This window comes from Sphingobacterium sp. UBA1498, assembly GCF_002325125.1.
GTDB lineage: Bacteria > Bacteroidota > Bacteroidia > Sphingobacteriales > Sphingobacteriaceae > Sphingobacterium.
In genome coordinates this window covers 215,237-227,080 of record NZ_DCRG01000004.1, presented here as the reverse complement: position 1 = coordinate 227,080, position 11,844 = coordinate 215,237, and the positions used below count along the sequence as shown (strand labels likewise).

Annotated in this window: 12 protein-coding genes; 9 read left to right on the top strand and 3 right to left on the bottom strand. The window is 41.8% G+C overall.

From position 1 onward, the window contains the following. Window positions 1-9 precede the first annotated feature (9 nt). The gene (locus tag B3139_RS03870; RefSeq protein WP_293879952.1) at window positions 10-1,488 is read right to left on the bottom strand and encodes a hypothetical protein; all 1,479 of its coding nucleotides are present in this window, start codon (window positions 1,486-1,488) and stop codon (window positions 10-12) included. A 205-nt stretch (window positions 1,489-1,693) separates the two neighbouring features. On the opposite strand from B3139_RS03870, the gene B3139_RS03865 reads away from it, so the two are divergent. The 5 genes from B3139_RS03865 to B3139_RS03845 all read left to right on the top strand — a co-directional run bounded on the left by B3139_RS03865 (window position 1,694) and on the right by B3139_RS03845 (window position 5,229). Beyond that, complete coding sequence (locus B3139_RS03865; protein WP_293879950.1) at window positions 1,694-2,215, top strand: 3'-5' exonuclease; 522 nt, start codon at window positions 1,694-1,696, stop codon at window positions 2,213-2,215. A 367-nt stretch (window positions 2,216-2,582) separates the two neighbouring features. Then, window positions 2,583-3,047 (top strand): adenylyltransferase/cytidyltransferase family protein, encoded by a 465-nt coding sequence (locus B3139_RS03860; protein WP_293879948.1) that lies wholly within the window; start codon window positions 2,583-2,585, stop codon window positions 3,045-3,047. Between the two features lie 36 nt (window positions 3,048-3,083). Then, window positions 3,084-3,506, top strand: a complete 423-nt coding sequence (locus B3139_RS03855; RefSeq protein ID WP_293879946.1) for an adenylyltransferase/cytidyltransferase family protein — start codon at window positions 3,084-3,086, stop codon at window positions 3,504-3,506. Between the two features lie 5 nt (window positions 3,507-3,511). Beyond that, window positions 3,512-4,510: a mannose-1-phosphate guanylyltransferase gene (locus tag B3139_RS03850; protein ID WP_293879944.1), complete on the top strand. Its 999-nt coding sequence runs from the start codon at window positions 3,512-3,514 to the stop codon at window positions 4,508-4,510. 227 nt (window positions 4,511-4,737) lie between these two features. Further along, complete coding sequence (locus tag B3139_RS03845) at window positions 4,738-5,229, top strand: hypothetical protein (RefSeq protein ID WP_293879942.1); 492 nt, start codon at window positions 4,738-4,740, stop codon at window positions 5,227-5,229. A gap of 62 nt (window positions 5,230-5,291) precedes the next feature. On the opposite strand, the gene B3139_RS03840 is transcribed toward B3139_RS03845, so the two are convergent. Further along, window positions 5,292-5,903 carry a DNA-binding response regulator gene (locus tag B3139_RS03840; protein ID WP_293879940.1) on the bottom strand — a complete coding sequence of 204 codons (612 nt, stop codon included), beginning with the start codon at window positions 5,901-5,903 and terminating at the stop codon, window positions 5,292-5,294. Beyond that, window positions 5,900-7,813: a 7TM diverse intracellular signaling domain-containing protein gene (locus B3139_RS03835; protein WP_293879938.1), complete on the bottom strand. Its 1,914-nt coding sequence runs from the start codon at window positions 7,811-7,813 to the stop codon at window positions 5,900-5,902. Before B3139_RS03835 ends, B3139_RS03840 begins: the two co-directional genes overlap by 4 nt. A 175-nt stretch (window positions 7,814-7,988) precedes the next feature. On the opposite strand from B3139_RS03835, the gene B3139_RS03830 reads away from it, so the two are divergent. The 4 genes from B3139_RS03830 (at window position 7,989) to B3139_RS03815 (ending at window position 11,836) form a co-directional block, all read left to right on the top strand. Beyond that, entirely contained in the window at window positions 7,989-8,483 is a 495-nt protein-coding gene (locus tag B3139_RS03830; RefSeq protein WP_293879936.1) for a hypothetical protein, read from the top strand. A gap of 196 nt (window positions 8,484-8,679) precedes the next feature. Continuing rightward, the gene (locus tag B3139_RS03825) at window positions 8,680-9,201 is read left to right on the top strand and encodes an ArsR family transcriptional regulator (protein WP_293879934.1); all 522 of its coding nucleotides are present in this window, start codon (window positions 8,680-8,682) and stop codon (window positions 9,199-9,201) included. Window positions 9,202-9,248: 47 nt separating this feature from the next. Then, window positions 9,249-10,631 carry a nucleotide sugar dehydrogenase gene (locus B3139_RS03820; RefSeq protein ID WP_293879932.1) on the top strand — a complete coding sequence of 461 codons (1,383 nt, stop codon included), beginning with the start codon at window positions 9,249-9,251 and terminating at the stop codon, window positions 10,629-10,631. 26 nt (window positions 10,632-10,657) lie between these two features. Continuing rightward, a complete protein-coding gene (locus B3139_RS03815) occupies window positions 10,658-11,836 on the top strand; it encodes a galactokinase family protein (RefSeq protein WP_293879930.1) in 1,179 nt (392 codons plus the stop codon). The last annotated feature ends 8 nt before the right edge of the window (window positions 11,837-11,844 follow it).

The following is an 11,844-nucleotide window of genomic DNA, read 5'->3' as shown; positions in this document are numbered from 1 at the left end:
CCCCTCTCTTTACTCAGCTCCGAGCGCGCGAAGCAGGCTTTTCTTTCCTTCCGAATCTTTTAGCAAATGGACATGATACTTTGCATCTAACAGGTTTGCGGCAGATTTTTTGGCGAGATAGCGATCCACATATTGTGTTGCATGTTGCCGTATAAATCTGCGGCAGTCTATATTAACGCTGATGCCCTTGTCAAAATTGCCATAGGTAAGCCCCGTTACAGCATCATTCGACGAGATGGATTTGATACTATTTTCGTTCAATCCGCTGATATTCAAGGTGAGCGCCGGGTAGTAGAAGTCCGATTGATTGGGAAATTTGACTTTCACAATCAACTTATTCCCTTCGATACGGCTGCTGATTCGGCTGTTTTGTCGGTTGTAATTGTATTCGTAATATTCCTCTTGCGAAGGAAACCACAAAATGTCTTTACCGTCTTTTCCATACGTATTGTTCAGCCAGAGCAGGAGCTGGGCCCAGTCATGATCCGTTTCGTGTACACCAATATGGACTGCCTCGCGGTGAGCCACATCTTTTGCTGCAGCATCGTTGACCAGTTTTTCTACCTCGGCGGCGCGATTGACAAATACCCGGGCCAAGGTCTTTTGCTGCAAGGGTGAGTTGACCTGATACGGGATGAGCTTATCGGCACCAGTCTGCGCTGTCATGGTCTGTATCGCCGGGAAGCCAAGTGCCGCCTGCAGGTATGATTTATTTCCATTGGGCTCGGCCAAAAACTTGATGTTTCGGCCATTCAATCTTTTTTTGGTGATTTGTTGTGCCAGGTCAAAATGCTTGATTAGCGAGTCGACATTGTTGACAGCGGCGGTATTGAGGTCGTGGAAGGCAATCGCATTGCCATCGTTAAGCATTTCGATCACATTGTTCCATCGAAGACCAGATTTCATGTAGAAGCGAAAGAAGTTTTCTGTAAAGCCTTTCTTTACGACAGTTGGGTCGTTCATAAACTCCCATTCCGGTGCCAGCGTGGTGGTAAAATGGAACCTGACCTCATTGCCAAAACCATCCGTGCTTCCCAGTGTTTTGCCGAGCAGGTAACTGTTTGGGGGCATATCATCTGCTTCCAGATGCTCAATGTCAAAATAATATTTCCTTTGTATGTCCGAGCGATCAATCGGTTTGCCATTGATGGCTGCCCAGGTCATGCTGAATGCCGATTGCTTGCAGTCGTCCTGTGTGAGCATAAACAATAAGCTCTTGTTATATTTCAGTGGCGGAATGTTTACAATTGGCGTTTCTGTTATCCCGTGTCCAGGTTGAAGTTCGATGATGATCTCCGCTTCTTGTCCGGTCTTTTCCTCACCAAAAGGATAGGCATACCGCTTTGTATTTCCGCTGTTATCTGGCGGTGATACCTCTTTTCCATCTCCGTTTTTACTGCCCGAGTAAAGATCTTTTTTTAGGCAAGAAGACAATAGGCCACATCCTAAAGTAAATAGGATAGCTTTTGTGTAAATAATTTGGCGCATATGCAAATATAGGCCTTCTTTTTGGATTAACTATTTCGTTAAATAAAAAAATAATAAAGTTAGTCCATTGGCAAAGTTTGATCCATTAGCGAAGCGTGAGCCTGTAGGAACATTACTGCACGGCGTACATGGACCGAATTGGAGCGGGGAGTTTTGGTAGAACGAAAAAAGTAGTAATTTTACCTTAACTTTAGAAGGAGCGATTATGCAATCAGGATTAAGTTTTACCGCAATAGATTTCGAGACAGCCACAGCAAATCAGAATTCGGCCTGTGCCATTGGGCTGGTGGTGGTTGAGCAGGGTATTATTGTAGATGAATTTTATTCCTTGATACAACCTCCCAATAATCAGTATATGTGGCAGACGACACGTGTACATGGTATTCGTCCCCGAGATACGGCGCAAGCGCCCACGTTTAAAGAACTGTTTCCCCAGATTTATCCACTTATTAATAATCGAATTATGGTGGCCCATAACGAGTTGTTTGACCGCGGTGTGCTCCGCAAAACGATGCATTTTTACAATTTGCCTTATGATCATTTGGGTTTGCAGGAAAAATGGGAGTGCACTTTTAAAATTTATCAAGGAAAAGGATTTAAGCCTGCGCGGTTAAATGCTTGCTGTGAGGTACTTGGTATTGAACTTAACCACCATGAAGCGCTTTCTGATGCGAGAGCCTGTGCGCAATTATACCTAAAACATGGAAATGTTGCATCGCTAGTTTAATCTAGTAAAAGTTCTTTTTGTTTAATTAGCTATTTGTCGCATTAGAACGCCCCGAAGCCGTAGCCGCTGGAACTGTGATCCTAGTTGGAACCGAAAAGATCAAAATAGTAGAGAACACGAATAATTTATTGCATAACAAGGCGATCTATCGAAAAAATGGGTGAATTACATAATCCCTAAGGTGATGGAAATGCTCCAACTCATATTATTAATTTTATTAAGAACCTTAATTAATGTTGTTAAATCTCCTCAAATCAATAAGTATATAATTTTCGAACCAAATCTTCCCGCTGTTTGTTATAAGATATATCTTATCTTTGATAGATGAATACAATAAATTTTCTATTCCATTAAAATCAATGTGACTATGATAAATATTCCAGAAAAAGGGATGCGTATAGGTATTACGTTCAGTGCATTCGATCTGCTGCATGCAGGGCATATCAAAATGTTGGAAGATGCAAAAAGACAATGTGACTATTTGATTTGTGGATTGCAGACAGATCCGACTCTAGACCGTCCAGAAAAAAACAAGCCTGTTCAGACCGTGGTTGAGCGTTATGTACAGCTTAAAGGATGTAAATATGTGGATCAGATTGTTCCTTATGCTACAGAACAGGATCTCGAAGATATCTTACGTTCCTTCAATATTGATGTACGTATAGTCGGTGATGAATACCGCGAGAAGAACTTTACCGGGAGAGCATACTGTGAGGAAAAAGGGATTGAGCTTTATTTTAATAGCCGAGATCACCGCTTTTCAAGCTCTGGCTTGCGACGGATTGTGGCAGATGCCAGCTCAGACCGTGAACCTGCACTCAAAACTATCTAATGCACGCGCATCAACCTTTTAAGAACAGATTGTAAGATGAAAATTGGAATTACCTTTGGCGTGTTTGATTTATTACACGCTGGCCATATTATGATGCTTGAAGAAGCAAAAAGAAATTGTGATTACCTGATTATCGGTTTAAATACGGATCCATCAGAAGTCTTTCCCGAGAAAGCAAAACCAACACAGACCATTGTAGAACGTTATGTGCAGTTGGAAGGCTGCCGTTATGTGGATGAAATTATTCCCTATGAGACCGAACAGGATTTGATTGATATCATCAAAGCTTTACCGATTGATATCCGTATTATCGGTGAGGAATATCGGGATAAAGATTTTACGGGGCGTTCTTATTGTGTGGAGGAAAATATCGATATCTATTACAATAAACGTACACATCGTTTTTCGAGCGCTGGTCTGCGCCGTGTGGTTGCTGCTAAAGAGGGTGAGAAAAAATAAATATTATGAGCAATATCATTCACGTTGTTTTAACAGGTGGTGTAGGGAGCCGTCTATGGCCACTTTCACGGAAAAGTTACCCCAAGCAATATCTTTCGCTTTTTAAGAATGGATCGTTGTTTGAAATGACTGTAAAGCGCAATCAATCGTTGTGTGGACAGGTCATAGTGGTTGGAAATCGCGACAATCATAACTTGAGTAGAGAAGTGATGGAAAACAATAAGATTGATTACATCGATATTGTTGAAGCGACTCCGCGTAATACCGCTGCTGCAATTGCCTTTGCTGCCTTTGCTGCGCAGCCAGATGATATTTTGGTCGTTACACCGTCCGATCATGTCATTGTTGGGGATGAAGCGTATGCTGCGGCCATAAAAGAGGGCGTTGAAAAAGCCAATAAGGGGTATATTGTTACCTTTGGTATTCAACCAACTCGCCCTGAAACGGGGTATGGCTATATCGAATATAAGGAGGACAAAGTATTGTCTTTTCGTGAGAAGCCAAACCAGGATACGGCGGAGGATTTTATTGAGCGTGGAAATTTTCTTTGGAATTCGGGCATGTTCTGTTTTCGGGCAGATACCTTCTTGGCGGAACTACAAAATTTTGAGCCTAAAGTGTATGCAACAGCCTACAACGCGTGGAAGCATCGGCAGAATGGCGAATTGGATCTTCAACTTTCAAAAGATATTCCATCCATTTCCATTGACTATGCAGTGATGGAGCGCTCCAAGAAAATTCGCGTTGTGGCTACAAGTTTCCAATGGTCAGATTTGGGCTCTTTTGAATCGATGTATGATTACTTGAAACAAACCGGTCACTCTGTAGATGAGAACGGTAATATGGTTATCGGTACGGATATCTATACTGCATTTGTAGGATTGCGCGATAGTATTCTTGTGCACACCAAAGATGCGATCTTGGTGTTGCAGAAGGAAAAATCCCAAGATGTTAAAAAGATTTACAATACATTGGAGCGTCATCAGTCGAAGTTGATTGATTAATGGGCGCCATTATTTTCAATTTCGAATTATACTCACGTTTTTTGTCAATTAGTTGAGCTAGTATAACATATTAAATCACTAAAAGGCCTGCCACACCGGTAGGCCTTTTTGCCCTGTTAAAGCCTAATTTGTAATTGTCCCTTTTTTGTCCCCTTTCCATTTTCGTGTGCTATAGGCGATTACCTTATTTTTGGGTTCACCTATTCCTATTCATAAACTATTTTATTATGGTAACTTTTATAGCACTTACGGTACTTATTTTGAGTTTCCTTTATCTAATCTTAAAAGCAAAACAAAGGCAGAAGCAATTTCACGATGCTGTTTCAATGGAGGTCCACTACCTGTTTCAGGATAGACCCGGTCAATATAGCGGCGACTACCGGACAAAAAGTGGCGTTTTTGTTTTTCGTACCGAATCGAAAGACGACGCACTCAGAAATTTGGTGATCAAAGCGGTCAAACCCAGTCATCCTGCTTTAGTTGTCAATCTGGAACAAATTGTCGTGGTGCCTTTTGAAAAGAAGAAGGAAGGGACCTCCGACGTGTCCGTACGATTTAAATTGCTTAAAAAGAAGGGTGAGCTCACCGCATTGGAAGGAAAAGGGATCCGCATCTCCGGGGTGTTGAATTTTGGTAACAGCAAACCAAAAACGTTTCGTACCGTATTGAAGATCGGTGCGCCTTATCAATCTAAAGACCACCTGCATCAGACGAAATAATTTGCGTAATTCTTATTTTATGGGAAAGGGTTTGCTTTATTGCAAACCCTTATTTTTTTGTCTCAGAATTTGAGTAGATGCTGATGTTCGATCGCCCAAGACAGGAGCGCATTGTTTTCTTCATTGAGATCCAGTTTTCGGCAGATGCGGTGTCTTGTGTTTTTGATGGTATATGGACTGAGAAATAGTGATTCGGCAATATATTTGGTGGTATGCCGCAGGGCAATCAGCTTCAGGATATTCAGCTCGGCCGGAGTCAATGTCTTGAGTTTTTCCACGGCCTGATTTTTAACCGTTTGTTGTTGCAGGCGCTGGATCACCATGTGGGTGCCTGCATAGAGCCGGTTTTCTCCTAGTGGTTTAATGATGTAATTTTCAGGGTGTAATGCTGCTGCGCGATCGATACTACTTTTGGACTGATAAGAAGTGATAAAGATTAGACTGAAATGCTTGGTTGCGGTATATTTCTCCATTAACTCAATGCCATCCAGTAGGTCGTTAAGCTGAATATCACAGAGTACCAGATGGGGCGAGTTTTGCTCCATGTATTGTTCCACTTCGTCAACGGTAAGCGCAATATGCAATTCCAGGCCGGTGTAGAGTGAATTAAGCTGATATTCAATAAATCGGGCAATGATCATTTCGTCTTCTACAATTAATACTTTTAGGCTCATATGATATTGTTAAATTCAAATAAATATTTAAATCCATTTTGCGGGTTGATGGTCACTGTTCCTCGTATCTGTCGTGTTAGATCCCTTACTAAACCAATTCCGAAAGACGCTTCAGAAACAACGGCTTTGGCGCCCACACCATTGTCCTCAAACCGCATGGACGTTCCAAATTCATTTTTGATTATACTCAAATGAATCGCGGGCGCATCGACAGCACCCTGAGGAAAAGCATATTTATAACTATTTGTCATAAGCTCTGTAATGATGAGCGCTAAGGGTATAGAGGTTTGGGTTGTAATCAGCCAATCTTGTCCAACATCGACATGGATAGCCACAGTGCCTTCGGGATCATGCATTTGTTTCAGGTAGTTAACAGTTTCAATCACTAAAATGTTCAATTTCAGCTGACTATTTTGATTGTATACCAGCAACTGGTTAACGAGCATCATGGCATGTATTCTATCCTGCATGGATTGTATGGGCTGCATACTCTGGTTGCCATGGTCGGACCGGTACAGGCTCCCCAAACTATACAGCAGCTGGAGGTTGTTTTTAACCCGGTGGTTGACCTCGTCAATGAGTGTTTCGATGTAATGGTTTTTCTGAAGCAATTGAATCTGCTGCTCGTAGAGCGCATCATTGGCCTTTTTAAGCTCGGCTGTTCGTTCAAGAACGATGGTCTCGGTGGTTTTATGGTGCTCCAGCTCTGATTTCCGTATTTTCAGCCGAATGCCGATTAAGAGGATCATCGTGATGCATAATACAAAAAACTGCGTCATTATGGAGACATATTGGATGGACTGTTCCTTTAAGATCAAACCACAATAGATCAATATGCCGATGCCGATAACGAGAAAAATACCCGAATAAATCAAGAAGCGCTGCATCCTGTCTATCTTTTTCCAGAGGGATATAAATAAACTCGAAAAAAAGAGGACATAGAGCATTCCCAAAAAGAGGTTAGTCCAATTGCTCTGTTTAAAATTGGCGAAGCAATAGTTGTTGATCAAGTTAGCTGCCGACATCACAAGTGCCAGCAGAATGAGGCCGAGCATGAGCCTATAATACTGATGGCTTATTTTTTTGAGATTTAAGAAGGCAATCGTCAACAGAGAGAAGCTTATTCCAGCCAGATTTCTAAATACCGATACCAGGCTCCATCCAAGTTGAGGGTTGTTGGGAAAGAATAGATCTATAAATTGATTTTGCAGCCCATAGCTATAAAATCCGATAAATAACAAAAAGCAAAAGATCCAGATATAAGGCCTGTAGCGCGAGACGAGCCATGCAAAAGCAATGTACAGCAGCAATACAATAATGGCCCCTTCCATAAACGCATGGATGAGATTGATGCCCTGCACCTTCTTGAGGTAGTCTTTCTGTGTTTGTAAGCGGAAATCATAAAATGGCGTATAGCCTTTAATATGTTGTACACGCAGTAAAAGGGTGTACATCGTATTGCTGTTCAGGTGGATGTTAAAATGGTCACGTCCGCCTTTAGGCGATAATGATGTATGCTTTCGAAATAGGCCGGCACTTCTGCTGTCGATGATATTTCCCTTTATGTCCAGTATGTTGAGGTCTACGAAAGTGAGGTTGTCAAATGACAGTACATAATCACCTGTCAATGCGTTGTTGTTAAGAAAAATCACCTTTTTTAACCAAAAGATATTTTTTTCCTGATTTTTTACCGGTTTGAACTGAGCGAGTGGTACAAAAAGGTGCCTATTGGCGTAGTAATAAGCTGGGTCGGTTTGCTGTGCTCTTTCCTGCGTTATTACAATGGGAGATTCCTTTGAAATGTAGGTGTCTTGAACCGCACTATTATGCGAAATGATAGCATTCATCCCAAAGTGGATTGCGACGGTGCACAGCAGCAGTATTAGGATGAAAATAATATTTGGCTTCATACAGCAAAACAAAAGTGCATTATTTTCAATAAATCTAATAAGCTTTTATTTTCCTAATTGTAAATAAGACCCTAGGGTCTCTGTTCTGATTGCAATTATGTCTTTATTTTTGCCCTACGCATTTAGTTACAGACGAGCGCAGTATATTTTGACCTAGACAACATTTGATTACTTGATGATGACTTATTTATATATAATTCTGTTTATTGCGATTGTGTATGCCCTATATAAGCTTTTTGCTTCGGGCAAAAAGCCAGCAGACATCTCCTTGCAAATGTATTACCGTTTTCAGGAACATCCGGGGCAGTACAGCGGGAGACTAAGTTCGACCCATGGCGCATTGATTTTTCGCGCAGAGCGGTATCACGATGATGTGCTGAATATTGTGGTAAAGGATGTGCGTTCGACCAATCAAAAGGTCGAGGTGAAGCTTCAGCAGCTGCTCGTGTTGCCCTTCAAATCAGATCAGAATTCTTCATCAGAAGTATCTGTCCGTTTTCGTATCGGTTCTGGCAAAGCTGGTCGTGTTGATTTGAAAGACTACATGGTAAAGGTGCATGCGCAGGTGACCTATCAGAATGGCGAGAAGAAAGCCTTTAGTACAACACTGCCCATGGAAGGTGTGTATGCGATCAGTCCTTCGGCCAGTCAAAACGAATTTAAAAGTTAGTTTTTACGTGTTTTTATTCCATATTACATACCTATTTAACCTGAAGAGACCCTACTTGCCGGGGTTTCTTTATTTTAAGTAACGTTCCACGTGGAGTTTTACATTTATTGTTAAGTTATCAAGTAGTTAATACTAATTTAATTTGGAGCGGTAAACTAAAATGAGTACTTTTGTTACTCAACTTAAATGCTATTCCATGTTGGATACCTTAATTACATCCAAGACACGTTTAAAGTTACTAATCAAATTTTTTGTTTCGGCAGGCAACCGGGGTTACCTACGAGGTTTGGCGGACGAATTCAAAGAATCGACCAATTCAATTCGCAAGGAATTGAATCAACTGACCGAAGCCGGCTATCTAATCCGGGAGGAAAATGATAATAGGATATTTTACCAGGCTAACATCAAGCATTCGCTATTTTCATCGCTTCAGGGGCTGATCCATAGTTTTTTGGGTATTGAAACGTTTGTGGACCAGATTTTAGAGCGAGCTGGCGATGTGCATGAAATTGCACTATTGGGCGACTATGCCAAAGGTGTTGATTCGGGGCATATTGAAGTGCTTGTTGCCGGCGAACAGCTTAATTTAACCTATTTAATGCAGGCTGCAGCCAAAGCTGGCACAATACTTGGTAAGAAGGTGACCGTGTACACAGAAGTACCCAAAAATGTACAAGGAGTCATTGTTCTCTATCAAAAAGTAGACACGCCTGTTTAATCATTGAAAGACATTGATATCAAAAAATAAGAATTAACTGCAATAAAATGAAAGAAATTAAAAAAATAACCTGTATTGGTGCAGGTTATGTAGGGGGGCCTACCATGTCGGTCATTGCACAGAAAAATCCCAATGTGCAGGTTACAGTAGTTGATCTCAATCAGGCGCGTATCGATGCCTGGAATGATGCCGATCTGGACAATCTTCCCGTTTATGAGCCAGGTCTTGATGCTGTGGTGGCAGAAGCACGAGGACGTAATCTTTTCTTTTCTACCGAGGTCGAGAAAGCGATCGACGAGGCCGATATGATTTTTATTTCTGTCAATACACCAACCAAAACTTATGGTAAGGGAAAAGGGCAGGCAGCCGATTTGAAGTATATTGAATTATGTGCGCGTCAGATTGCTTCTGTTGCTAAAAATGATAAAATTGTTGTTGAAAAGTCGACTTTGCCTGTGCGTACCGCAGCAGCATTGAAAAGTATTTTGGACAATACCGGTAATGGGGTCAATTTCCATATTTTATCTAACCCAGAGTTTTTGGCAGAAGGTACTGCGGTCACTGATTTGCACAATCCAGATCGCGTTCTTATTGGAGGCGAGGATGCAGAAGCGGTACAAGCTTTGGTGGATGTGTATGCCGAGTGGGTTCCGCGTGAGCGCATCTTAACCACCAATCTATGGTCTTCCGAGCTTTCAAAACTTGTTGCCAATGCGTTTTTGGCGCAACGTGTTTCCTCAATCAATGCCATTTCAGAATTGTGTGAGGTTACTGGAGCCAACGTGGATGAAGTATCCCGTGCTATTGGTCACGATAGCCGTATTGGACCTAAGTTTTTAAAAGCTTCCGTTGGTTTTGGTGGTTCTTGTTTCCAAAAAGATATTTTGAACTTGGTATATATTGCTCGCTCTTACAATCTTACTGCAGTAGCAGACTATTGGGAGCAGGTGATTATTTTAAACGATCATCAGAAAGCGCGTTTTGCACAGAATATTATCCAAACCATGTACAACACGGTCAATGGTAAGAAGATCGCGTTCCTGGGTTGGGCATTTAAGAAAGATACCAATGATACCCGGGAGTCTGCGGCCATTTATGTAGCCGATCATCTATTGGACGAAGAGGCACATGTAGTAGTTTATGATCCCAAAGTGCCTGCAGAACAAATTTACAAGGATTTGGATTATTTAGGTACACGCTCAACAGATGATAATCGACGCTTAGTAACGGTTGTTAATGATCCTTATCAAGCGTTACAGGGTGCCCATGCTGTTGCAGTATTGACCGAATGGGATGAGTTTAAAGGATACGACTGGGCTAAGATCAAAGAGGACATGAAAAAGCCTGCCTTTGTTTTTGATGGGCGCAAAATATTGGATCGTTCCCTGTTAAATAGTGTTGGGTTTGATTATTATGCTATTGGCGAATAATATATAAAAAAATTATTTCATAAGTCATGCACAAGGAAATCCAATCACTGTTCCCAGAAACCAAAGTTACTGATATTCGCCATGTATATAGCCCCTACCGGGTTTGTCCTGTTGGGGCGCATATTGACCATCAGCATGGACACGTGACCGGATTTGCGTTGGATCATGGTGTTGATTTTTATTATACACCGACGGAAACTGGTGTTATCAATTTGTTCAGCAGCGACTTTGAGGGGCAGGTTATTTTTCCCATAGATGCGATGCCTCCTAAATATGAGCATTGGGGGCGCTATATCCAGGCGGCTATTTATGTCCTGAAAAAGAATTATGAATTGCATGTAGGTATACAAGGCTTGGCGTCGGGATCTTTACCAGTGGGTGGATTGTCATCTTCATCTGCGGTGCTACTTTGCTATATTATGGCTTTGGCTGATGTCAATCATATTTCGCTGGATGAACATGCTTTGATTGAATTGGCATTTCAAGCTGAAAAAGAGTATATAGGTTTAAGTCTTGGAAAATTAGACCAGAGCTGCGAGGTGCTTTGTAAAAAAGATCATCTGTTGTATTTGGATACCAAGGATGACTCCTATAAGCTAATTCCTCAGCCTGCGAATATGCCCGAGTTTGATATTTTGGTTTTTTTCAGCGGATTGACCCGTACATTAGTAAATACAAGTTATAACACACGGACAGATGAATGCAAAGTTGCGGCTTATTCGTTGATGGCTTATGAAGGCTTACCGTATGGTGACTACGCTGAAATGCGTCTGCGCAATGTCGAAAAATCTATCTATGAGAAATGGAAGGATCAGCTTCCAGCTACCTTATCCAAACGTACTTTACACTATATGTCGGAATTTGAGCGCGTGGATCGCGCTGTGGAGGCATTTTCCCTAGGCGATTTGAAAGGATTAGGAGCGATTATGTTTGAGTCCGGTGATAGTTCCATTCACAATTGGGAAGCGGGATGTCCAGAAATGATAGCTTTGTATGATGCGATCAAACAAGCTCCGGGGGTCTACGGTGGACGATTTAGTGGAGCTGGTTTTAAAGGCTGTTGTATTGCGTTGGCTGATCCAGCCTATCGTGATCAGGCTATCCACGCCATTAGTGAAAGCTATTTGGCTGCATATCCGGAGATGGAAGGTAAGTATGAAGTGCGTGTCTGCAAGACGGCCGACGGTTTACGGCGGGTTAGTTAATGATGATG

Excerpts from the sequence above, each read along its gene's own strand:
- B3139_RS03815 (WP_293879930.1), top strand. The coding sequence starts at position 10,658 with ATGCACAAGGAAATCCAATCACTGTTCCCAGAAACCAAAGTTACTGAT.
- B3139_RS03840 (WP_293879940.1), bottom strand. The coding sequence starts at position 5,903 with ATGAGCCTAAAAGTATTAATTGTAGAAGACGAAATGATCATTGCCCGA.
- B3139_RS03835 (WP_293879938.1), bottom strand. The coding sequence starts at position 7,813 with ATGAAGCCAAATATTATTTTCATCCTAATACTGCTGCTGTGCACCGTC.
- B3139_RS03870 (WP_293879952.1), bottom strand. The coding sequence starts at position 1,488 with ATGCGCCAAATTATTTACACAAAAGCTATCCTATTTACTTTAGGATGT.
- B3139_RS03855 (WP_293879946.1), top strand. The coding sequence starts at position 3,084 with ATGAAAATTGGAATTACCTTTGGCGTGTTTGATTTATTACACGCTGGC.
- B3139_RS03845 (WP_293879942.1), top strand. The coding sequence starts at position 4,738 with ATGGTAACTTTTATAGCACTTACGGTACTTATTTTGAGTTTCCTTTAT.
- B3139_RS03825 (WP_293879934.1), top strand. The coding sequence starts at position 8,680 with ATGTTGGATACCTTAATTACATCCAAGACACGTTTAAAGTTACTAATC.
- B3139_RS03830 (WP_293879936.1), top strand. The coding sequence starts at position 7,989 with ATGATGACTTATTTATATATAATTCTGTTTATTGCGATTGTGTATGCC.
- B3139_RS03860 (WP_293879948.1), top strand. The coding sequence starts at position 2,583 with ATGATAAATATTCCAGAAAAAGGGATGCGTATAGGTATTACGTTCAGT.
- B3139_RS03865 (WP_293879950.1), top strand. The coding sequence starts at position 1,694 with ATGCAATCAGGATTAAGTTTTACCGCAATAGATTTCGAGACAGCCACA.
- B3139_RS03850 (WP_293879944.1), top strand. The coding sequence starts at position 3,512 with ATGAGCAATATCATTCACGTTGTTTTAACAGGTGGTGTAGGGAGCCGT.
- B3139_RS03820 (WP_293879932.1), top strand. The coding sequence starts at position 9,249 with ATGAAAGAAATTAAAAAAATAACCTGTATTGGTGCAGGTTATGTAGGG.